This is a genomic window from Leisingera sp., assembly GCF_982940295.1.
Window position 1 is genome coordinate 71,688 of record NZ_CEYXRG010000011.1, and the last position, 22,767, is coordinate 94,454.

Genomic DNA, 22,767 nt, shown 5'->3' on the forward strand with positions numbered 1-22,767 from the left:
CAAGCTCTCTATTCTGCGGCCTGTTTGAAGCGGGGGCGTGCCAGCAGCCCGGCAATGTCTGAGCGGCAGGAGCCGCAGCTGGTGCCCGCCTGCAGCGCCGCGCCGACATCGGCGACACTGACGAGGCTGCCCGTCTCGATGGCCCGCAGGATCGTGTTTGCCCCGACATTGAAGCAGGAGCAGACCACCGGGCCGGGATCCGGCAGGTCTTCCGCCGGCTGTCCGGTCAGTACCTCTGCCATGCCGGTGCCAGGCAATCCCGCCAGATAGTCGCGGCGGACGGCAACCGGCTCCGGCGCTATGAACAGCGCCGCCATCAGCTTGCCGCCTTGGTGCAAGGCTAACCGGGCAATTCCCCTGCGGCTGTCGGTCATCATCTGGATTTCGGCATCGGGCAAGGCGAACATCTTGCGCGCCGCGGCCTCCGGATCGCAGAGCGGCGTCAGGCCGGCAAGTTCCGCGCGGTATCCGGTCTCCGTCCGCGCCATGGCCCAGTATTCTGCCTCGGGTTTCATCGGCCGGCAGGACACGGCAAAGCCATACCAGGCAGCTTGCAGGCGCTCCACGGCCACCACCGAAGCCTTGCTTTCGGGCTGGCCGGACACCGGGTCGGTCGCAGCGGCAACCAAGGAGCAGACGCGCGCCGACGGTGCTGTTTCCCCCGTCCAGTGCATCGGCACGAACAGGTCTCCGGGCTGCACATCCGCCGTGATCCGCGCCCGCAGGATCGCCTGCCCATGCGGACTGCGCAGGCGCAGCAGGTCGGCGGACTGGACCCCCAGCTTGCGGGCGTCTTCCGGGTGGATGTCGGCGAAAGGCTCGGCAAGGTGCCCCGACAGGCGCGGGGACTGCGCGGTGCGGGTCATCGTATGCCATTGATCGCGGATGCGCCCCGTATTCAGGCGGAACGGAAAATCAGCGCTAGGGGGAGCCGCCGGCGGCTGGCAGCGGACCGGCAGCATCCGGGCCTTGCCGTTTGGGTGATAGAACTTCCCCTCTGCAAAGAAGCGCCCGCCCTGACGGCTGTTGCTGACCGGCCAGCGGACCGGGTGGAGCGCGCCGTAGTCTGCATCGGACATACGGCTGAGGCAGGAGATATCGAAATCCAGCCCGAAACGGCCCGCGATCCCCGAAAGCTCTGCGTGCTCCCGGAAGATCTGCGCCGGGGTCTGATAGTCAAAGGCTTTGGCCCAGCCCATGCGCCTGGCCGTATCGGCCAGAATGTCCCAGTCCGGGCGGGCCTGGCCCGGCGCAGGAAGAACGGCGCGCTGGCGGCTGATGGTGCGGTCCGAATTGGTGACGGTGCCGTCCTTTTCCGCCCAGGCCGCGGCCGGCAGCAGCACATCCGCCAGCCGCGCCGTATCGGTCGCGGCGGTGATGTCGCTCACCACGGTGAAGTCGCAGGCTTGGATCGCGGCGCGTACAGCATCGGCTTCCGGCATGGTAACGGCGGGGTTGGTGTGGATGATCCACAGCGCCTTGAGCCGCCCGTCGCCTGCGGCGCGGAACAGGTCGACCGCTTTCAGGCCCGCGCGGTCGGGTATCGCAGGGGCGCCCCAGAATTTCTGCACCGCAGCCCGGTGGCTGCTGTTCTCCAGATCCATATGGCAGGCCAGCATATTGGCCAGCCCGCCCACCTCGCGCCCGCCCATGGCGTTGGGCTGGCCGGTCACCGAGAACGGCCCGCAGCCGGGCTTGCCGATCCGGCCGGTTGCCAGGTGGCAATTCAGGATGGCGTTCACCTTGCCGGTGCCGGAGGTGGATTGGTTCACGCCCTGGCTGAAGATGGTCACCACCTTTTCGGTGCGCATCCACAGATCGCAGAACGCTGCGAGTTCAGCCTCCTCCAGCCCGGTCACCGCGGCATCAGAGGCAAAGGCGGCTTCCAGCGCCGCGCCCAGCCCTTCCACGTGCCGAAGGTAGTCTGCATCCAGCGCGCCGCCCTCATAGAGCGCCGCCAGCAGGCGGTTGAACAGCGCCACATCGCTGCCCGCGCGCAGCTTCAGGTGCATGTCCGCCTGCTCGCAACTCGCCGTGCGGCGGGGGTCGATTACCACCAGCCGGGTGCCGCGGGCTTCGCGTGCCGCCAGGATGCGCTGGTACAGTACCGGGTGGCACCAGGCGAGGTTGGAGCCCACCAGCACGATCAGATCCGCCTCGTCCAGATCCTCATAGGTGCCGGGCACCGTGTCGGTGCCAAAGGCGCGCTTGTGACCGGCCACGGTCGAAGCCATGCACAGGCGCGAGTTGGTGTCGATATTGGCGGAGCCGAGAAAGCCCTTCATCAGCTTGTTGGCGACGTAATAGTCCTCGGTCAGCATCTGCCCCGACAGGTAGAAGCCGACACTGCCCGGGCCGTGCTCCTCCACGGCTTGACGGAACTTGGCGGCCACCAGATCCAGTGCGCTGTCCCAATCCGTTTCCTGCCCGATCACTTGCGGCGCCAGCAGGCGGCCCTCCAGCCCCAGGGTTTCCCCCAGCGCCAGCCCCTTGGAACAGAGCCGCCCGCGGTTGGCCGGGTGGTCCGGGTCGCCGCGCACCGCCAGCCCACCCTGGCCGTCCGGGCGCAGGAGCACGCCGCAGCCGGTGCCGCAATAGGGACAAGTTGAACGGACCTCCTTGCAGCCGGGGCCTGCCATCACGCCGCGCTCCGCTTGCCGACGGCGGCGCCGTCGAGCAGGAGGCGGCCTGCCTCGACCCGCAGCGGGTAGGTCTCGATCCGGCCGGCGTCGGCGCCCTGCGCCTCGCCGGTGTTGAGGTCGAACACCCAGTTGTGCAGCGGGCAGGTCACGCTTTGGCTGTGCACGATGCCTTCGGACAGCGGCCCGCCCTTGTGCGGGCAGCGGTCGGAGGCTGCAAAGACCTCCGACGGGCCGGTGCGGAACAAGCCGACGCAGCCCACGGGCGTTTTCACCACCCGCGCGCCATGCAGCGGGATGTCGTCGATATGGCCAATGTCGATCCAGCTCATTCGGCAGCCTCCAGTGTGAGATTGGCAAGCGGCGCGTATTGCGCCCGGGTGGTGCTGTCCTGCGCGTGTTCGGCCCAGGGGTCCTTGCGGTAGACGGATTGCGAGAGCTCGAACCGGGCGGCGAGCGCCTTGCGGTTCTCAACGTCCTCCACGATCTGTTCCTTGACCCAGTCGAGGCCGACCTTGGCGAGCCATTTGTAGATCCGGTCCAGGTACTTGGCGTTTTCGCGGTAGATCTGGGTCATCGCCGAGATCACCTCGATCGCGTCTTCTTCGGTGGCCACCTTGCACAGGATCTCGGTGCCCTTGATCTCCATGCCCGCGGCGCCGCCCACGTGGATTTCATAGCCGCTGTCAACGCAGACCACGCCGATGTCCTTGCAGGTCGCCTCGGCGCAGTTGCGGGGGCAGCCGGAGACCGCCAGCTTCAGCTTGTGCGGCGTCCAGGAGCCCCAGAGGTGCTTCTCCAGCTTGATGCCAAGGCCGGTGCTGTCCTGCGTGCCGAAGCGGCAGTGGTCGGTGCCGACGCAGGTCTTCACGGTGCGCAGCCCTTTGGAATAGGCGTGGCCAGAGACGAGGCCTGCCTTGTTCAGATCGGACCACATCGCAGGCAGGTCCTCGCCTCTGACGCCCAATAGGTCGATGCGCTGGCCACCGGTGACCTTGACCGTCGGCACATCGTATTTGTCCGCGGCATCGGCAATGGCGCGCAGCTCATCCGGGGTGGTGATGCCGCCCCACATGCGCGGCACCACCGAGAAGGTGCCGTCCTTCTGGATGTTGGCGTGCTTGCGCTCGTTGACGAAACGGCTCTGCGGATCGTCGCGGTATTCCAGCGGCCAGTCCGCCAGCAGGTAGTAGTTCACCGCCGGGCGGCAGACATGGCAGCCGTTTGGGGTGGTCCAACCAAGCTCCTGCCAGACCGCCGCCTGGCTTTTCAGCTCCTGAGACTTGATCAGGCGGCGGACGTCCTCGTGGGTGTGATGGGTGCAGCCGCAGATGGGCTGCGCCTGCGGGGCGGCGTAATCGTCGCCCAGCGTCACCGACAGAAGCTGCTCCACCAGCCCGGTGCAGGTGCCGCAGGAGGCGCTGGCCTTGGTCGTGGCGCGGATCGCGCCGAGGTCGTTGGCGCCGCCTTTGATGGCGCTGGTGATCTGTCCCTTGCAGACGCCGTTGCAGCCGCAGATCTCCGCCTCAGGCGGCAAGGCTGCAACGGCTGACAGAGGGTCCGCGGAGGCGCCCCCCTGAAAGGCCGGGCCGAAGATCAGCGTCTCGCGCATCTCATCTATGTTGGTGCCGTCCTTGATCAGGCCGAAGAACCAGCTGCCATCGGCGGTATCGCCATACATGACGGCGCCGACCAGCCGGTCGTCCTCGATCACCAGCCGCTTGTAGATGCCGCGGGCCGGGTCGCGGAAGACGATATCCTCGCGCCCTTCACCCTCTGCGAAATCCCCGGCGCTGAACAGGTCGCAGCCTGTGACCTTGAGCTTGGTGGCCAGTTCCTTGACCACGAAGGCATTCGGCTGATCCAGCAGGCTGTCCGCCAGCACCTTCGCTTGATCATAGAGCGGCGCGACGAGGCCAAACAGATGGCCGCCGAACTCCACGCATTCGCCCACCGCGTAGATATCCGGGTCCGAGGTCTGCATCTGCGCGTTCACCTCGATGCCGCGCGCCACATCCAGATGCGCATCGGTGGCGAGGCGGGTTTCCGGGCGGATGCCCACCGCCATCACCACCAGATCCGCCCCCAGCGTCTCGCCGCTTTCCAGCAGCACCGCTTCGGCGCGGTCCTCGCCCAGGATCGCCTTGGTAGAGGCCTGGGTCTTCACGGTGATGCCACGCGCCTCCAGATCCTTGCGCAAGAGGTAGCCTGCGGCCTCGTCCAGCTGGCGTTCCATCAGGTGGCCCATCAGATGCAGCACGGTCACATCCATGCCGCGCTCTTTGAGCCCCGCGGCCGCCTCCAGCCCCAAGAGGCCGCCGCCGATCACAACCGCCTTGCCGCCATTGGCGGCGGCGGTGATCATCGCGTTGGTGTCGTCCAGGTCGCGGTAGGAAATCACCCCCGGCAGATCGTGGCCCGGCACCGGGATGATGAAGGGGGCGGAGCCGGTGGCGATCACCAGCTTGTCGTAAGGCACATGGCCGTTCTCGCCCTCGACCACTTTCATCTCGGGGTCGATCTTCACCACATGCTCGCCGAAGCGGCAGGTGACACCGTTCTGTGCATACCAATCGTCCGAGTGGGTGACGATCTCCTCATAGGTCTTCTCGCCCGACAGCACCGGGCTCAGCATGATGCGGTTGTAGTTGCCGCGCGGCTCGGCGTTGAACAGGGTGATGTCATAGGCATCCGGGTCCGCGTCGAGCAGATGCTCGATCACCCGGCCAGAGGCCATGCCGGCCCCGATGATGACGAGTTTCTGGGTCATGGTCTCACTCCGCTGCAATCTGGTTTGCGGCTGCCTTGGGCTTGGGTGTCGCCCCGTGCTCGTATTCCTCGAGGAAATCGAGCACCTCCTGCCGGTAGGTGTAGTAATCCGGGTGCTCCAAGAGCGCCTTGCGGGTGCGCGGGCGGGGCAGGTTGACCTCGGTGATCTTGCCGATGGTGGCCTGCGGGCCGTTGGTCATCATCACCACCCGGTCCGCCAGCAGGATCGCCTCGTCCACGTCATGGGTCACGCAGATCGCGGTCACCTTGGTGCGGCTCCAGACCTCCATCAGCACCTCCTGCAGCTTCCAGCGGGTGAGGCTGTCGAGCATGCCGAAGGGTTCATCCAAGAGCAGCAGCTTGGGCGAGAGCGCAAAGGCACGGGCGATGCCGACCCGCTGCTGCATGCCGTTCGACATGGCGTTTGCGGGCTTGTCCATCGCGTCCGCCAGGCCGACACGTTCGAGGTAGTATTCCACCACGTCCTGCCGTTCCGCCTGGCTGGCCTTGGGATAGACCTTGTCGACGCCGATGGCGCAGTTCTCCCGCGCGCTGAGCCAGGGGAACAGGTTTGGCGACTGAAACACCACCGCGCGCTCCGGGTCGGCGCCCTCCACATGACGGCGGTCCAGCTTGATCGCGCCCTTGGAGATCGGGTTCAGCCCGGCTGCCATGGTCAGCACGGTGGACTTGCCGCAGCCCGAATGGCCGATCAGTGAGATGAACTCGCCCTTGTTGATCTTGAGGTTGAAATCCTCGACCACGGTCAGCGGCCCCTTCGGCGTCGGGTAGATCTTGTGGAGCTGGGAAAAATCCAGGTAGCGTTCTTCGGCCATCGACTTGCCGGCCTCGGCAACCGCGGCTGGCAGCTTGTGGATCGGGGTCACATCCGGCAGCACCCTGTCGCCGCCGGTCTTGCCCTTGATACCTGCGTCCATGAGGTAGCCGGTGATCCCGGCGCGCAGCGTCTTGAAGGTCTTGTCGTGGTTCATCGCGCTGCGGTCGCGCGGGCGGGGCAGGGTGACCTTGAACTCCTCTCCCAGCGTGCCGTCCGGGTTGAGCGCAATGATGCGGTCGGCCAGCAGGATCGCCTCGTCCACGTCATTGGTGATCAACACGCAGGTCTTCTTGTCCGCCTCCCAGATCGCTTCGATCTCATCGGCGAGGTTGGCGCGCGTCAGCGCATCCAGCGCCGACAGGGGCTCATCCAGCAGCAGCACCTCCGGGTCCATCGCCAGCGCCCGCGCCACATTGACCCGCTGGCGCATGCCCCCCGATAGCTCCGCCGGGCGGCGGCTGGCGGCGTGGGAAAGGCCGACCATCCGGATGTAATGCGCTGCCTTGGCCTGCCTTTCGCCAGCCGCCAGGCCGGGAAAGAGCGAGTCCACTGCCAGTCCCACGTTGCCCGCCACTGTCAGCCAGGGCATCAGAGAGTAATTCTGGAAGATCACGCCGCGCTCGGGGCCGGGGCCGGTGATCTGGCGGCCCTTGAAGGTTACGGTTCCGGAGGTCGGTGTCTCCAGCCCCGCCATCAGGTTGATCAGCGTTGTCTTGCCGGTGCCGGAGAAGCCCAGCAGCACCAGAAACTCGCCCTCCTGAACGCTGAGGCTGATGTTTTTCAGCACGCCGGTGCGGTTTGCGCCTTCGCCGAAGCTTTTGCAGACATTTTTGAATTCAAGAATGCTCATGACGGGTCACCGGTTGTTTGAGAAGGTGAACAGCGACTGCAGCGCGTACATAACCCGGTCCAGCAGGAAGCCGATGATGCCGATGGTCAGCACCGCGACGATGATGCGGGCGAGCGACTGGCTGGAGCCGTTCTGGAACTCGTCCCAGACGAATTTGCCAAGGCCGGGGTTCTGGGCCAGCATTTCGGCGGCGATCAGCACCATCCAGCCGACCCCGAGCGACAGCCGCAGCCCGGTGAAGATCAGCGGCAGCGCTGAGGGCAGCACCAGCTTGGTGATCTTGGCGCGGGTGCTCATCTTCAGGACCTTGGAGACATTCACCAGATCCTTGTCGATGGAGGCCACCCCAAGCGCCGTATTGATCAGCGTCGGCCACAGCGAGCACAGGGTCACGGTGATGGCGGAGACCAGGAAGGATTTCGCGAACAGCCCGTCATTGCTGGCATAAAGCGCCGAGACCACCATGGTCACGATCGGCAGCCAGGCCAGCGGCGAGACCGGCTTGAAGATCTGCACCAGCGGGTTGATTGCCGCATTGGCGAGCGGTGACAGCCCGCCCAGAATGCCCAGCGGGATGGCCACAATCGCCGCGATCAAAAAACCGAAGAACACGGTCTGAATCGAGGTCCAGATCTGATCGTAATAGCTGGGCGCGCCGGTATAGGGGATGTCCTTGACCTGGTCCGCCTTGCCCTGGGCAATCAGCCGTTCGTTGCGCTGGTCGACCCGTTCGTAAAAGGCGGCTTCCTTGACCGCCTTCTGCTGCGCGTCCTGGTGCAGGCTGACGGCTTCCGCCCAGACCTGGGCGGGTCCGGGGATGGCGCCGAGCGAGGTCTGCACCCGCGGGGCCAGCGTGCCCCACAGCAGCAGGAACCCGAGAATGGCCAGCAGCGGCACCGCCAGCAGGCGCCAGATTTCCTTGGCCTGGGCGCGCGGGTTGTCGCCCGCTGCGGCCTTCAGGATGGGGGTGATCCAGGCGAGGCCCAGTACCTGAAACCAGGCGTCGGCCTTGCTGATGCGGTTGAAAAGCCTGGCCCGGCGGGCCTCGGTGTTGAGCGATGCGGGGTCAACGGTTGTCATGGGGAAGGTCTCACCTTGGCGTTTTGCTGGGTTGGCTGATGCGGGGGAGGGGGACGGCGCTCGCTCCTGCCGGAGCCTCGCCCCGCCCGCCCTCCCGTCCGGGCTCAGCCCTGGACGGCGTTGCCAACGACGGTCTGGCTGCCCTTGAGGCCGATCGGCAGGCTGTCGAGGTAGGCGTTCGGCGCGCGGCCGTCATAGGGGATGCCGTCAATCACATCCTCCGGCGGGGTAGGGGCCTTGTAGCCGTCGCTCTCCCAGGGGAAGTCCGCCTCATCGGCGAGGCCGTCCGCGACCAGCAGCCGGGCCGCTTCCAGATAGATCTCCGGCTTATAGACAGAGCGGGCGACCTCATCGAACCAGCTGTCGGGCTTGGGGTCGGCGATCTGGCCCCAGCGGCGCATCTGGGTCAGGTACCAGACCGCGTCGGAATAGAACGGATAGGTTGCGTTGTAGCGGAAGAACACGTTGAAGTCCGGCACCGCGCGGGTGTCGCCTTTCTCATATTCGAAGGTGCCGGTCATCGAATTGGCGATCACATCGTAATCGGCGCCGACGTATTCGGGGCGGCTGAGGATCTCCACCGCTTCCGGGCGGTTGGCGTTATCGTTTTCATCCAGCCACATCGCCGCGCGGATCAGCGCTTTGACAACCGCCAGTGTGGTGTTGGGATTCTCCTCGGCAAATTCCGCGGTGATGCCAAAGACCTTTTCCGGGTTGTTCTTCCACAGTTCGTAGTCGGTGATCACCGGCACGCCGATGCCCTTGAACACCGCCTGCTGGTTCCAGGGCTCGCCCACGCAGTAGCCGGAGATCGTGCCGGCCTCCAGCGTGGCGGGCATCTGCGGCGGCGGGGTCACCGACAAGAAGGCTTCGGCGGCGATCTGGCCGGTCACGTTCTCGGGACTGTAGTAGCCGGGGTTGATGCCGCCGGCGGCCAGCCAGTAGCGCAGCTCGTAATTGTGGGTGGAGACCGGGAAGACCATGCCCATGTTGAACGGCTTGCCCCTGGCGTTGAAGTCCTCGATCACCGGTTTCAGATGGGAGGCGGAGATCGGGTGCGAGACCTTGCCGTCAGCGTCGGTGGGCAGGCTCGGCTTCATCATCTCCCAGACCTCGTTGGAGACGGTAATGCCGTTGCCATTCAGGTCCATCGAAAAGGGGGTGATGATATGCGCCTCGGTGCCATAGCCGATGGTGGCGGCCAGCGGCTGTCCCGCCAGCATGTGGGCGCCGTCCAGGGTGCCGTCGATCACCCCGTCCAGCAGCACCTTCCAGTTGGCCTGCGCCTCCAGCGTAACAAACAGCCCCTCGTCATCGAAGAACCCCTGTTCATAGGCGACCGCCAGCGGCGCCATGTCGGTCAGCTTGATGAAGCCGAAGGTCAGCACGTCCTTTTCCAGCTCCAGCATGTCAGCCAGTGCCGGGGCAGTCAGGGCGGTGGAGCCTGCGAGGGCAAGGATCAGGGTCTTCATCGGGTTGGTTTCCTTTGTTTGCTGCGTCCGGGGCAGACGCCCGGACAGAAAAAAAGCCGCTGACGCGCACCGCCGGGAGGAGTGGCGGTGGGTCGAGCGGCTTTGCTCAGTGAAACCCGGTCGTCGGGAAAAACTTTTTTGTCAGGCGCCATTGCCTGTCTGGGTTCAGTGTGCAGGAAGAGCGGCCCGGCGCCAAAGGGTTCTTTGCTGATGCAGCGAGAAATTCTGCATTGCAGCATTGGTGTTCAGCAGATTGCCTGATTTTTCATCAGCCGGCGGCCAAGGGATCAAAAACGCGGCCATCGAAGAACCGGTTTTCCAGCAAGGCGGCCGGGTCCGATTCTCCGGCGGCCAGCGTTCCGGCGTCCAACGCGCCTTCCAGCTTGGACGATGCTGCCGGCAGCTCCGCGCCCGTGCCGCTCAGGGCGGTGCGGTACAAATCGCTGCGGAACACAGGCGCCGCTTTTTTCAGCGCGGTCTGCGGATCCAGGCCGTTCCGTTTCGCCAGCCGCAGCGCAATCCATTGGGCCTGACTGCGCCAGGGAAAGCCGGCGGAACCGTCATGAAAGCCGACAAAGCCAGGCGCTTCGCGCTGCAGCCCCTGCGCGGTCACAGTGAACTTGCCCAGCAGGCCGCGCTCGATGATTTCGGCGGGCAGGTCGAGATAATGGCGGGCGGACAGAATTTCCGCGGCCAGACCGCGGCAGGAGGGATCGGCCAGCCAGCGCCCTGCGCGCCACAGCGCCCGGATCAGCCGGCCGGACAGGCTGGGTTCCGTTTCGGCCCAATCGCTGCGGACGGCCAGCACCTTTTCCGGCGCGCAGGACCAGATGGCCCGGCCCGGCAGCAGCAGCGCGCCTTCGCCCTGCTCGACAGCGATGGACCCCCAGGGCTCGCCGACGCAGAAGGCGTCAATGCTGCCGCGCCGGAGTGCGTCAGCCATCAGCGGCGGCGGCACTGTGCGGATTATGATGTCCTGAGATGTGCTCAGCCCCAGCCCTTCCAGCCAATAGGCCAGCAGCTCGGCATGCATGGAAAAGGGGAAGGGCACACCAATCCGCAGCTCCCCGCCGGAGGCGGCAGCCAAAGCCCGCCCGGCGGCAACTGCATCGCCGAAGGAAAAGCTGTAACCCGCAGCCGCCATTTTGCGGGCCAGCCTGCTGCTGACACCAATAACGGTGCCATTGATGGACAGCACTGACAGCACGGAAAACTGCGCGCTGGCACCGCCCAGGCCCATGGCCGCCGCCACCGGCACCGGGGCCAGCATCTGGGCGGCATCCACCTGGCCAAAGGCCAGCATGTCCCGCAGCGACGACCAGGACGGCGCGCGGTGCAAATCCAGCGTCAGCCGCTCTTCCGCGGCAAACCCCATCTCTTGTGCGGCAATCAGCGGCGCGGCATCCGTCAGCGGGACATAACCGGCAGGGATCCTCGTCAGGCTCATGCCAGCAGCCCCGCCGCCGTCACCAGCGCCTGCGCCACCTCTGCGACGCGCTTGTTCTGGTCCATCGCGGCCTTGCGCAACAGCGCATAGGCCGCATCCTCTTCGATGCCCCGGGCCTTCATGATCATGCCCTTGGCGCGGTCGATCACTTTGCGCTCTTCCAGTGCCCGCTTGGCCTCGGCCAGCTCGGTGCGCATCCGGTGGAACATCCGGAACCGCGCGATGGCGGCGTCCAGAACCGGCTTCAGCCGGGAAGGCTGCAGCCCGTCGACCACATAAGCGGAGACACCTGCCTCGACGGCGGCCGCGGACAGCCCTTCCGCGCTGCGGTCGACAAACATCGCCACCGGGCGCTCCTTTGGACCGGAGGCCAATGTCAGCTCTTCCAGCACATCGCGCGAGGGGTCTGCGATGTCTATCAGCACGACGTCCGGGTCCCGGACCTGTATCTGGCGGGCAAGGCCGGATGGCTCTGAGATCACCTGAATATCGAATTCCCCGGCTTCCCGCAGTCCGTCCACGATCATGAACGCGCGTTCCCGGTCGCTTTCGACGACGATGATGGACAGGGCATCAGGCATGAGCCAGTACATCGGCTTGGGGCGTGCAATCTGTAAAGGCCTGCCAGGGCGCGCGGACGGCGTACCGCCCGGCTGTGCCCAATTATTAGGCAGGCTGCCGATACTTCCGGCGGCGGACGTAAAGCTGCTGAAAGGCTCCAAGCGCATTATTCGCACCCGGATTTCCGCCAGCTGGCCCATACTGGCGGCAGCGCCCGATTCTGCGAGGAGACCCTTATGGCACAAGACTATCCCATCTATGGCCGGATCGACGGTCCCATCGTCATCATCGGCTTCGGGTCGATCGGCAAAGGCACGCTGCCCTTGATCGAGCGCCATTTCGATTTCGACGCCTCCAAGCTCACGGTCATCGAGCCAGATGCCGCCAAGGCAAATTTCCTGCGCCAGCACAAGATCAACCATCTGCAGGTCTCGCTGACGCCGGAAAATTACCGTGAGGTCCTGGGCGGGCTGTTCAGCGAGGGCAAAGGGTTCTGCGTCAACCTGTCGGTGGACACGTCCTCGCTCGAACTCATGACCTTCATGCGGGAGCTCGGCGTTTTGTACATCGATACCGTGGTGGAACCCTGGGCCGGATACTACTTCGGCACCACCGACAACGCGGCCCGTACAAATTACGCGCTGCGGCAGGCGGTCAGGGATGAAAAGGCGCGCAATCCCGGTGGCACGACGGCGGTCAGCTGCTGCGGTGCCAACCCCGGCATGGTCAGCTGGTTCGTCAAGGAAGCGCTGCTGACGCTGGCCCGCGATACCGGCCGCGAGGTTGAGACGCCTGCCAGCCGAGAGGGCTGGGCGCGGCTGATGCAGTCGCTTGGCGTCAAGGGCGTCCATATCGCCGAACGGGATACCCAGGCCCGCCGGGTGCCGCGCGCCAGGGGCACTTTCGTCAACACCTGGTCGGTCGAGGGGTTTATCGCCGAAGGCTTCCAGCCCGCCGAACTGGGGTGGGGCACGCACGAGACCTGGTTCCCCGAGAACGGGCACCGGCAGGACACCGGCTGCCAAGCCGCCATCTGGCTGGAGCGCCCGGGCGCAATCACCCGGGTGCACACCTGGTGCCCGACACCGGGGCCGCAGTTCGGCTTTCTGGTCACCCATAACGAGGCGATCTCGATCGCCGACTACTACACCGTGGGCGCGGGCGCCGATCCCGAATACCGCCCGACCTGCCACTATGCCTATCACCCTTGCGACGACGCGGTGCTGAGCCTGCATGAGCTGTTCGGCTCGGGCCAGCAGCAGGAGCGGCACCATATCCTGACTGAGGACGAGATCATCGAAGGCATCGATGAGCTTGGCGTGCTGCTCTATGGCCACGAAAAGAACGCGCTGTGGTTCGGCTCACGGCTGTCGAATGAGGAGGCCCGCGATCTTGCGCCCTATCAGAACGCAACCGGGCTGCAGGTCACCTCGGCAGTGCTGGCCGGCATGGTCTGGGCCCTGGAAAATCCCGAGGCCGGGATTGTCGAGACGGACGAGATGGACCATGCCCGCTGTCTTGAGGTGCAGCGGCCCTATCTTGGCCCGGTCGAGGCGCATTATACCGATTGGACGCCGCTGCAAGACCGCTGGGTGCAGTTCCCCGAGGACATCGACGAAAGCGATCCCTGGCTGTTCCGCAACGTGCTGGCGAGCTGATCCCGCCGGGGGCATCCGGCAGGATGCCCCCGCTACTCCTTGCCTGACCGCCATTCCTTCCACGCCAGGTAGGTATTGGCGCCAAGCGAGGCAAAGGGTTCCGGCGGCAGCTTCGGCGGCACCGGCTGGGCCAGGAAGTGGCTGGCGATGTCTGAGCCGCCCTGCACCAGCAACTCGGCGATGCCCATGCCCTGCAGGGTGCCGCGGGCAATGCCGAGGCCGTTCTGGCAGCAGGTGGAATAGACGCCCTGGTCGAGCTCCCCGAACGCCGCCGATCCGTTGCGGCTAAGGCACAGCATCCCGGCCCAGCGGTGCTCCATCCGCACGCCGCCCAATTGCGGGAACCGCTCCTTGAACTTGCGGTCGTGCACCCAGCCCGCGTTGCGCAGGCGCACGTCGCTGGTCTCGATTGTCGGGTGGAAGCTGGAGCAGGTGCGGATCAGGATCCGGTCGCCGTAAGACCCGGAAATCCGCCGCACCGAGGTGCCCATCGGATCCGCCGGCGTGACCGACCAGCGGGATTCACCGCCCAGCCGCCCGATCTGCTCCGGCGTCAGCCGTTCCGTCATCGAGGCATAGAGGCAGATGTGCATCAGGCGGCGCTGGTAGAAGCCGAAGCTTTCAAGGTGGCCGTTGTTGGCGAGGATGACCGCGCCGGTGGAGATCCGGCCTTTTGGCGTCTGGACCAGCCAGCCGTTGCCCTGTTTCTCAAACCCGGTGGCGGGGGAGTTTTCGAACACGCTGACCTGCCCGGCCAGATGGCTGGACAATGCCCTGACGTAGGCCGCGGGCTGGATCATCACGGTTCCGGGCGCATAAAGGCCGGAGGTGTAATGCGGGCTGCCGGTCAGCGCCTGCATTTCCGCTTGGGAATGAAGCGTATGCGGTTCGCCCAGCCGCTCCAGATGGGCGGCGAAATCGCGGTTGTGCTTGTCGCCGGCCTTGGTCGCGGCGGCGTTGATCTTGCCGGCGGGATCAAACATCTCCTGCGGCAGGGCGCAGTCTTCGGCCACGTCTTTGGCAAACGCGATGGCCTTGCGGTTCATGGCGATGGCAGCCTTGTCCGCTTCAAGCCCCGCTCCCGCGTAATTGTCGGAGGCCAGATCATGCGGCAGGTCGATCATGAACCCGGAATTGCGCCCGGCGGAGCTTTCGGCAAAGCGGCCGGCTTCCAGCACCGCCACCTTCAGCGAAGGGTCCAGCTGATGCAGGCGGCGGGCGGCGGACAGCCCCGCGAACCCGCCGCCGATGATGGTGACATCGGCGGTCAGATCGCAGTCCAGCACCGGCAAGGGGGCCTGGGGCGGCAGGATGGCATTCCATCCCGCAGCCCCTGTCTGCTTGGGCAGACGCTGGGCGGTGTACGCGGTCAATCCACGGCCTCGTCTGCGTCGTCGGCCAGGTCGATCCAGATGGTTTTCAGCTGGGTGTACTGGTCGTGGGCATGGACAGAGTTGTCGCGGCCGCCAAAGCCCGACTGTTTGTAGCCGCCGAAGGGGGTGGAGATATCGCCCTCGCCAAAGCTGTTCACCGTCACCGTGCCTGCGCGGATGGCGCGGGCACCGCGGATCGCGCGCTTGGCGTTGGCGGTGAAAATCGAAGCGCAGAGGCCGTATTGCGTTTCATTGGCGATGCGGATCGCCTCGTCAAAGCCGGAAACCTCGATCACCGACAGCACCGGGCCAAAAATCTCCTCGCGCGCCAGCACCGTGTCGTTGCCGGGCACCTCGACGACCGTGGCCTCGACAAATGCGCCGTCATGCGCCTTGCCGCCCAGCACCACGTTGTCGGCCTGCTCCAGATAGCCGCAAACCTTGTCGAAATGCGCGGCAGACACCAGCGCGCCCATGCGGGTTTCCGGGTCCAGCGGGTCGCCGACGTTCCACGCTTTGGCGTGATGCGCGATGCGTTCCAGCAGCTCTGCCTTCACATCCTTATGCACGATCAGGCGGGAGGAGGCAGAGCAGTTCTCGCCCATGTTCCAGAAGGCGCCGTTCACGATATGCGATGCCACCCGGTCCAGGTTCTCGGCGTCGTCCATGACGATGGCGGGGTTCTTGCCGCCCATCTCCAGCACCACCTCCTTGGCGTTGCTTTCCGCGGAATAAGTCAGGAAGCGCTTGCCGGTCACGGTGGAGCCGGTAAAGGACACCATGTCGATATCCATGTGGCGGCCGATGGGTTCGCCCACCTCTGCACCTCCGCCGGGCACGATGTTCAGCACACCGCGGGGCAGGCCCGCTTCCATTGCCAGTTCCGCAACCCGCAGCGCGGTCAGGGTGGTCTCGGCGGCGGGTTTCACCACCACGGAGCAGCCTGCGGCCAGCGCCGGGCCGATCTTCCATGCCAGCATCAAGAGCGGGAAGTTCCAGGGCAGCACCAGGCCGACCACGCCGATCGGCTCGCGCACCACCATGGCGATGTGATCGTCGGAGGCGGGCGACACCTGGTCATAGATCTTGTCGATGGCTTCGGCATGCCATTTCAGGCAGTGGATGGTCTCCGGCACGTCTACGGTTTCACAGTCATAGATGGTCTTGCCGGAATCCAGGCTTTCCGTCACCGCCAGCTCATGGGCGTTGCGGGTCATCAGCTTGCACAGCCGGATCAGCACGTCCTTGCGCTCTGACGGGTGCAGGCGGGACCAGCGGCCATCGTCGAAGGCTTCGCGCGCCTTTTCAACCGCGACATCAACATCCGCGGCGCCGCAGGACGCGATGTCGGCCAGTTTCTCGCCGGTGGCCGGATTCACGGTCTCGAACGTCTTGCCGGACGCGGCCGGGCAGAATTTGCCGTCGATGAACGCGCCCGTGGGCAGGTCCAGATTGGCGGCGATGGATTTGTATTCGTCCTGTGTAAGCAGCGACATGGATCAGCCCTCCGCCTCGATATCTGCGATTTTCTGTTTCAGCACCCGCACGACCTGTTCCAGCGCGCGTTTGTCGTCCTTGTTCAGCCCCTTCAGCGGCGCGCGCATGGCACCGGCATCGATGCCGTTCATGGTGACACCGTGTTTGATGGTCTGGATGAACTTGCCGCCCTGTTCGAGGACACGCATCAGCGGCATCATTGCCGACATGATCCGGCGGCCCTTGGCAAAATTGCCCTCGATCACGCAGGCATTATAGAGCGCCACGTGTTCCTTCGGCAGGAAGTTCGAGCCGCCGCAAACCCAGAAGGGCGCGCCCCAGGCAAAGAACTCCAGCGCCTGGTCGTCCATGCCGCAGCCCAGCTGGATATGCGGATAGTCCCGCGCCAGCAGATGCACCCGGTTGATATCGCCGGAGCTTTCCTTGATGCCGCAGAAATTGCGGGAACGGCCGACGCGGTCGAGGAACTCCTCGCCCATCATGGTGCCGGTGCGGTGCGGGTAGTTATAGAGCATCACCGGCAGATCCGCGGCCTTGTCGATGGCCAACGCATTGAGCGCGTTTTCGCGGTCAGTCGGGACCGAGTAGGGGGGCGAGGCCAAGAGGATCGAATCCGCGCCGATCTCCTTGGCGCCTTCCGCCAGCGCAATGGAATCGCTGGTCAGCATCGCCCCGGTGCCCACCACCAGCGGCAGGCGGCCCTTCAGCCGTTCATGGGTGAAGCGGGCCAGGGCCACGCGCTCTTCCACGGTCTGAGCATAGTTCTCGCCGGTGGAGCCGCCGGAGATCAGCCCGTGCACACCGGCGTCGATCAGATATTCGATGACATCGGCCAGCGCGTCCCAATTGACGCTGCCGTCCTCAAAGTGGGGTGTCACCACAGGGGTGTAGATCCCTTCGAACTTGAAAATAGGGGTCATCTGCGTCCTCATGCAGGGGTTTTGCGCGCGATTGTGCCCAGCGGCACGTCCAGCCCGGCGGGCATGACGAACAGCTCGATCTGGTCGCGTGACAGGTTCCAATGCTCAATTGCCAGCTGGCCCGCCGCCGCCTCGTCGCCCGCTTCGATGGCGGCGATGATGGTGTCGTGCTGGCTGCTGGCCTCATCCAGGTTTTCCGCCATCCGGGCGTCCTGGGGGCGGTAGAAGGTCATGCCGATGCGGGCATGGTCGATCAGCAGCCGCTGGAAGGACGGCAGCAGATAGATATTGTCCGCCATTTCACCAGTGATCTCGTGAAAACGGTTGTTGGCCATCGCCCGGTCGGCGCTGGAGCCCGTGCGCAGTGCCGCCTTGAACGCCTCCTGCGCGGCTTTCAGCGCCGAGACTTGCGCGGGCGTGGCGTGTTTGGCTGCCAGCTGCATGACCGCGCCATAGATCATCGGCGCGGCCAGGAAGAAATCGCGCAGGGTCATATGCGACATCTCGCTGACCCGCGCGCCGCGGTTTTCGCGCAGATCCACATATCCCTCGCCCGCCAGCTGGCGCAGCACCTCCCGCAGCGGGGTGCGCGACAGGCCAGACTCCTCGGACAGCTTCGCCTCGTCCAGATCGGCGCCGGGGCGCAGCTCCAGCGTCATGATTGCGGTCTTCAGGCGGCTGTAGAGCGCAGCCTTCCGGTTCTTTGAGGCGTCTTTCATGGGGATCTCTCCTGCCGCTGCTGCGGGACGGATTCGTCTGTTCGCGGCCTCTATGACACGAAAATACATATTGTGTACACAGAAAAAATATGGTGTGTGCAAACTGCGGGTGCTCACCACTTGCGGCCGGCAGGGCGGGAGGCTTAGCCTGTCCGGGCCGCAGGGCTGTGCAGCCAGGCCCGCCCAGCGTTACTTGTCAGGCGGTAGTCCCATGTCTAAAACACAGCATTTTGCCTTTCTGCTGGTGGAGGAGTTCTCCCACCTTGCGTTTTCCTGCGCGGTGGAGCCCCTGCGCATTGCAAACCTGGTCAGCGGCGAGGATCTGTATGACTGGTCGTTCGGATCGGAGAACGGCGAGACCGCGACTTGTTCAAACGGCTCGGTTACGCTGGTGCATTACGGTTTTGACGCGATCCCGAAATGCGACCGGCTGTTTGCGCTGTCAGGCATCCGCATGCGCAACCATGTCACCAAACCCTTGCTGGCGGCGCTGCGCCGGGAGAGGGCGCGGGGGACACCAGTCGGCGCGCTGTGCTCCGGCGCTTGGGTGCTGGCCGAAGCGGGATTCCTGAACGGGATGCAGGCGGCAATCCACTGGGAATACCACGACAGCTTCATGGAGGCGTTTCCCGAGGTGAACCTGGTGCGCAATGTGTTCGTGGCGGATGAAAAGCACGTGACGGCTTCGGGCGGCACTGCGACGGCGGATTTGATGCTGCATCTGATCGAGCGCGGCCACGGCTATGACCTGGCCGTCGCGGTGGCAGATCAGATGGTCTATAACGCGGTGCGCAATGCCACGGCGGAGCAGAAGGTCTCGCTGCAATCGCGCAACGGCATGCGCAACGCGCACCTGGCCCGCGCCATCCACATGATGCAGGATCACATCAGCGATCCCATCTCACCCGCCCGCATCGCCGATGATATCGGCATCTCCACCCGCCAGCTGGAACGGCTGTTCGGCAAATACCTGAACACCTCGCCCAAGAAATACTCGATGGAAATGCGGCTGGAGCGCGCCCGCAACCTGCTGATCCAGACCGAGGCCTCGGTGACCGATGTGGCACTGGCCTGTGGCTTTGACAGCCCGGGCCATTTCTCGCGGGTGTATAAGGCAGCATTTAACGTAACCCCGATGCTGCAACGCGGCCGGATCGGCTAGGAGCCGGAAACCGGCGCGGTTTCCGGCCATGAAAAATCGTTTTTTCATGGCCGTTTTCATCGAATGAAAACGGCGGGCTTGGGGCGAAATCTTTGCTGGCCTTCAAAGCTGCATTTCCCATATTGGAATGAAGCCCTTTCATCCGAGCCACATGCCAGGAGCCGCAGATGTCCCGCCGCCACTACAACCTGCCGCCGCTCACCACTCTGGCCGCATTCGAGGCCGCCGCCCGGCACCTCAGCTTCAAGAACGCCGCGCAGGAATTGTCTGTCACCCCCGGCGCCGTCAGCCACCAGGTGAAGGCGCTGGAGGCAGAGCTGCAGGTGCCGCTGTTCCAGCGCAAACACCGCGGCGTGGAACTGACGGAGGAAGGCGAGGCGCTGTTTGAAACCCTGGCATCCTCGTTCTCCAAGATCTCGCTCAGCCTGAAAACCATCCGCGACCGGCAGACTGGTGATACCGTGACCATCGGCTCCACCTCCGCCGTCGCCTCTCTGTGGCTGTCGCCCTCGGTGGTGCGGTTCTGGCGCAAGCACCCGGACGTGAACGTCAACCAGATCGTCAACGACCGGCCCCTGCGCAGCGTACCGGATGTGGATTTCTATATCCGTTACGGGCGTGAACGGGATACCCGGGTGGAGCAGACCGAACTCTACCGCGACCATCTGGTGCCGGTCGGCAACGCGGAACTGGCGGACAAGCTCACCGGCTGCCCGCTGGAGGAACTGGCGCAGCAGCGGCTGCTGCATCTGGAGTCCGACGACAAGAGCTGGACGACCTGGGCGGACTGGTTCCAGCAGCTGGGCTATGACGGTCCCATCGCGCCGGGCGTGCGCGTCAACAACTACGCGGTGGCGCTGCAGGCGGCGCAGGACGGGGTCGGGCTGGTGCTGGGCTGGCAGCGGCTGCTGCACCCCTTGCTGACCACCGGCCAGCTGGTGCCGATCGGCCCGCATGTTCTGGCCGCGCCGCATGGCTTCCATCTGGTGGGCCGCCCCGACGCAGAACTGTCGGAATCCGCCCGATTGCTTCGCAATTGGGTCATTGACGAGGTCAATCGAAGTTCAGGTGAATCCAGCTAATCCCAGCGCGAAAATTCCTGATATTGAGTGAATCCGCTCTCTCCCTTCAATGGCGCAAAACGCGCACATCTATTTCCTGCCTTGGAGAGACCCAGATGAACAAGCATGACACGCTTGCCCCGGTTATGGCTCCGGTCAACGTGGCCAACGGCCTGCCGAACGCCCATTACATCGACCCCGCCGTCTTTGCCGAAGAAAAACGCTCAGTCCTGTTCAAGAACTGGTCCGGCATCGGATTTGGCAAGGATGTGCCGGAGCCGGGTTATGCCAAGCCGGTGGATTTCCTGGGCATGCCGCTGTTGATCGTGCGCGACAAGGACGGCGAAGTCGGCGTCTTTCAGAACACCTGCCGCCACCGCGGCATGATCCTGGTCGACAAGCCGGGCAAGATCCGCGGCGCCATCCGCTGCGCCTATCACAGCTGGTGCTATGGCCTCGATGGCCGCCTGGTCTCCACCCCGCATGTCGGCGGCCCCGGCAACAACAAGCATGAAGACATCAAGCTGGACGAACTGGGCCTGGTGCGCATCCGCTCCTATGTCTGGCGCGATGTGGTGTTCGTGAACGTCGACGGCACCGCTCCGGAATTCGAGGAGGCCCACGCCGACCTGCTGGAGCGCTGGAAGGAATTCGAGACCCCGGTGCACCACGGCGGTGAAGACTCCGGCTTCAAGCTGGAAGTCAAAACCAACTGGAAACTGGCGGTCGAGAACTACTGCGAAAGCTACCACCTGCCGTGGGTGCATCCGGGTCTCAACAGCTATTCCCGGCTGGAAGACCACTACAACATCGAGGTGCCGGGCAAGTATTCCGGCCAAGGCACCCTGGTCTACCGCCAGCTGAAGGGCGAAAACGGCGAGCTGTTCCCGGATTTCGAGGGCCTAAGCAGCAAATGGGATGAGGGCGGCGAATACACCGCGGTTTATCCGAACGTCTTGCTGGGCGTGCAGCGCGACCATGCGTTCGCGATCATCCTGGAGCCGGTCGACACCGAAAACACCGTCGAGCACATCGAGCTCTACTACGCGAAGTCCAACGAGGACACGCCGGAGCTGGAAGACCTGCGCACCGAAAACGCGAAACTGTGGAAGACTGTGTTCGAGGAAGACGTCTTTGTCGTCGAGGGTATGCAGAAAGGCCGCCACGGCGAGCTGTTCGACGGCGGCCGCTTTTCGCCGGCGATGGACGGTCCGACCCACAACTTCCACGCCTGGGTGGCCGATCAGGTGACCAAAGGCCGCGAGGCATGAGGTCTTTCCTGAAAGACGGGCTGGCCAGGAATTTCCTGGCCGGCGAATGGGTCGAAGGCGACGGCGGTGCGCGCATGGCCGTCGAGGATCCCGGCAACGGCAGCCACGTGGGTGACTGCGCGCTGGCGGGTGAGGAAACCCTGGAAAAGGCGCTGGAAGCGGCGCGGGCAAGTTTCGAGCGCGGCGATCTGTCGGCGATGAAACCCGCCAAGCGCGGCCAGCTCATGCAGCGCATCGCGGCGGAGATCCGGGGCATTGCCGACGAGGGTGCTGAACTTCTGTGCCGGGAAAGCGGCAAGAGCCTCAGCGCGGCGCATGATGAATTCGAAGAGGCCGCGCAGTATTTCGAATACTACGGCGGCATGGCCGACAAGATCGAAGGAAAGTCGATCCCGCTCGGCCCCGATTACGCTGACTTTACGGTCTATGAGCCCTACGGCGTTTCCGCGCAGATCGTGCCGTGGAACTTCCCGGTGTCGATTGCGGCGCGCTCACTGGCGCCTGCGATGGCGGTTGGTAACTCGGTGATCATCAAATCACCCGAGCTGGACCCGATGGCGCTCGCCATGCTGGGTGTGGCACTGGAACGCGCTGAGGTCCCCGCGGGGGCGGTGTCTATCCTGAATGGCATCGGCTCTGAACTCGGCGCGCGGCTGGTCGAAAGCCCGGCGGTGGATCAGATCGTCTTCACCGGCTCGGTGCCAACCGGCCAGGCCATCCTGCGCGCCGCCGCCAACCCGGTGACGCCCGCGCTGATGGAGCTGGGCGGCAAGTCCGCGGCGGTGGCGTTTGAGGATGCCAATCTGGACACGCTGATGTCCTCCTTGCAAAGCGGCATCTTCTACAATGCGGGCCAGGTCTGCTCCGCCATGTCGCGGGTCCTGGTGCACCGCTCGATCTATGACGAGGCGGTCGAACGCGCCGCAGCGCTGGCGGGTGGCCTCAGCGTCGGCCACGGGCTGGAAAACCCCGGACTCACGCCGGTAATCTCTGCCCGTCAGCTCGACGGAATCGAAACCCTCACCGCTACGGCCCGCCAAAGCGGCGCCCGCGCGGCCTCAGGCGGTGCCCGGCTGGAGCGCGAAGGCTACTTCATGGCGCCTACCATTCTGGCGGATGTGGACCCGGGCGCGCGCGTGGCGCAGGAAGAAATCTTTGGCCCCGTCACCTGCTTCACTCCGTTTGACACCGAGGCGGAAGCGATTGCCATGGCAAACGGCACCGAGTTCGGGCTGGTGGCCGGTGTCTTCACCCGCGATCTGGCGCGGGCGCATCGCGTCGCGAACCGTCTGCGGGCGGGGCAGGTGTTCGTGAACGAATGGTTCGCGGGCGGCATCTCCACCCCGTTTGGCGGCGTCGGCAAATCCGGTTTCGGCCGCGAGAAGGGCTTGGAGGCGCTTTATAATTATGTGCGCACCAAGAACATCGCGATCTCGCTGAAGGGCTGAGC

Annotated in this window: 17 protein-coding genes; 5 read left to right on the top strand and 12 right to left on the bottom strand. The window is 64.9% G+C overall.

What is annotated here, in order from left to right:
• Nucleotides 1-8 precede the first annotated feature (8 nt).
• The 8 genes from AC4HIX_RS11880 to AC4HIX_RS11915 all read right to left on the bottom strand — a co-directional run bounded on the left by AC4HIX_RS11880 (nt 9) and on the right by AC4HIX_RS11915 (nt 11,676).
• On the bottom strand, nt 9-2,639 hold the full coding sequence (locus AC4HIX_RS11880) for a molybdopterin-dependent oxidoreductase (protein ID WP_475053547.1): 2,631 nt from the start codon (nt 2,637-2,639) through the stop codon (nt 9-11).
• On the bottom strand, nt 2,639-2,971 hold the full coding sequence (gene nirD / locus AC4HIX_RS11885; RefSeq protein WP_475053549.1) for a nitrite reductase small subunit NirD: 333 nt from the start codon (nt 2,969-2,971) through the stop codon (nt 2,639-2,641). Before nirD ends, AC4HIX_RS11880 begins: the two co-directional genes overlap by 1 nt.
• Nucleotides 2,968-5,409, bottom strand: coding sequence for a nitrite reductase large subunit NirB (gene nirB / locus AC4HIX_RS11890; protein ID WP_475053551.1), 2,442 nt, complete (start codon nt 5,407-5,409; stop codon nt 2,968-2,970). The genes nirD and nirB overlap by 4 nt, the downstream gene beginning before the upstream one ends.
• A gap of 4 nt (nt 5,410-5,413) precedes the next feature.
• Entirely contained in the window at nt 5,414-7,096 is a 1,683-nt protein-coding gene (locus AC4HIX_RS11895; RefSeq protein ID WP_475053553.1) for an ABC transporter ATP-binding protein, read from the bottom strand.
• A 6-nt stretch (nt 7,097-7,102) separates the two neighbouring features.
• The gene (locus tag AC4HIX_RS11900) at nt 7,103-8,176 is read right to left on the bottom strand and encodes an ABC transporter permease (RefSeq protein WP_475053555.1); all 1,074 of its coding nucleotides are present in this window, start codon (nt 8,174-8,176) and stop codon (nt 7,103-7,105) included.
• Nucleotides 8,177-8,280: 104 nt separating this feature from the next.
• Complete coding sequence (locus AC4HIX_RS11905) at nt 8,281-9,648, bottom strand: CmpA/NrtA family ABC transporter substrate-binding protein (RefSeq protein ID WP_475053557.1); 1,368 nt, start codon at nt 9,646-9,648, stop codon at nt 8,281-8,283.
• Nucleotides 9,649-9,916: 268 nt separating this feature from the next.
• Nucleotides 9,917-11,095: a CmpA/NrtA family ABC transporter substrate-binding protein gene (locus tag AC4HIX_RS11910; protein ID WP_475053560.1), complete on the bottom strand. Its 1,179-nt coding sequence runs from the start codon at nt 11,093-11,095 to the stop codon at nt 9,917-9,919.
• Complete coding sequence (locus tag AC4HIX_RS11915) at nt 11,092-11,676, bottom strand: ANTAR domain-containing response regulator (protein WP_475053563.1); 585 nt, start codon at nt 11,674-11,676, stop codon at nt 11,092-11,094. The genes AC4HIX_RS11910 and AC4HIX_RS11915 overlap by 4 nt, the downstream gene beginning before the upstream one ends.
• A 216-nt stretch (nt 11,677-11,892) precedes the next feature.
• Between AC4HIX_RS11915 and AC4HIX_RS11920 the strand changes: the two genes are divergently transcribed.
• Complete coding sequence (locus AC4HIX_RS11920; protein ID WP_475053564.1) at nt 11,893-13,314, top strand: homospermidine synthase; 1,422 nt, start codon at nt 11,893-11,895, stop codon at nt 13,312-13,314.
• Between the two features lie 32 nt (nt 13,315-13,346).
• Here the strand turns inward: AC4HIX_RS11920 and AC4HIX_RS11925 are convergent, their stop codons facing one another.
• From AC4HIX_RS11925 to AC4HIX_RS11940, 4 genes are read right to left on the bottom strand one after another with little or no spacing between them, the layout of a single operon-like run.
• Nucleotides 13,347-14,687, bottom strand: a complete 1,341-nt coding sequence (locus AC4HIX_RS11925) for an NAD(P)/FAD-dependent oxidoreductase (RefSeq protein ID WP_475053565.1) — start codon at nt 14,685-14,687, stop codon at nt 13,347-13,349.
• The gene (locus AC4HIX_RS11930) at nt 14,684-16,183 is read right to left on the bottom strand and encodes an aldehyde dehydrogenase (protein ID WP_475053568.1); all 1,500 of its coding nucleotides are present in this window, start codon (nt 16,181-16,183) and stop codon (nt 14,684-14,686) included. The genes AC4HIX_RS11925 and AC4HIX_RS11930 overlap by 4 nt, the downstream gene beginning before the upstream one ends.
• Before the next feature lie 3 nt (nt 16,184-16,186).
• Nucleotides 16,187-17,104, bottom strand: coding sequence for a dihydrodipicolinate synthase family protein (locus AC4HIX_RS11935; protein WP_475053569.1), 918 nt, complete (start codon nt 17,102-17,104; stop codon nt 16,187-16,189).
• 8 nt (nt 17,105-17,112) lie between these two features.
• Nucleotides 17,113-17,823 carry a GntR family transcriptional regulator gene (locus AC4HIX_RS11940; RefSeq protein WP_475053571.1) on the bottom strand — a complete coding sequence of 237 codons (711 nt, stop codon included), beginning with the start codon at nt 17,821-17,823 and terminating at the stop codon, nt 17,113-17,115.
• A gap of 211 nt (nt 17,824-18,034) precedes the next feature.
• On the opposite strand from AC4HIX_RS11940, the gene AC4HIX_RS11945 reads away from it, so the two are divergent.
• From AC4HIX_RS11945 to AC4HIX_RS11960, 4 genes are all read left to right on the top strand, one after another.
• On the top strand, nt 18,035-18,985 hold the full coding sequence (locus AC4HIX_RS11945; protein WP_475053574.1) for a GlxA family transcriptional regulator: 951 nt from the start codon (nt 18,035-18,037) through the stop codon (nt 18,983-18,985).
• Nucleotides 18,986-19,152: 167 nt separating this feature from the next.
• Nucleotides 19,153-20,067: a LysR substrate-binding domain-containing protein gene (locus tag AC4HIX_RS11950; RefSeq protein WP_475053575.1), complete on the top strand. Its 915-nt coding sequence runs from the start codon at nt 19,153-19,155 to the stop codon at nt 20,065-20,067.
• Nucleotides 20,068-20,162: 95 nt separating this feature from the next.
• Entirely contained in the window at nt 20,163-21,317 is a 1,155-nt protein-coding gene (locus tag AC4HIX_RS11955) for an aromatic ring-hydroxylating oxygenase subunit alpha (protein ID WP_475053576.1), read from the top strand.
• Nucleotides 21,314-22,765 carry an aldehyde dehydrogenase family protein gene (locus AC4HIX_RS11960; protein WP_475053577.1) on the top strand — a complete coding sequence of 484 codons (1,452 nt, stop codon included), beginning with the start codon at nt 21,314-21,316 and terminating at the stop codon, nt 22,763-22,765. Before AC4HIX_RS11955 ends, AC4HIX_RS11960 begins: the two co-directional genes overlap by 4 nt.
• Nucleotides 22,766-22,767 lie beyond the last annotated feature (2 nt).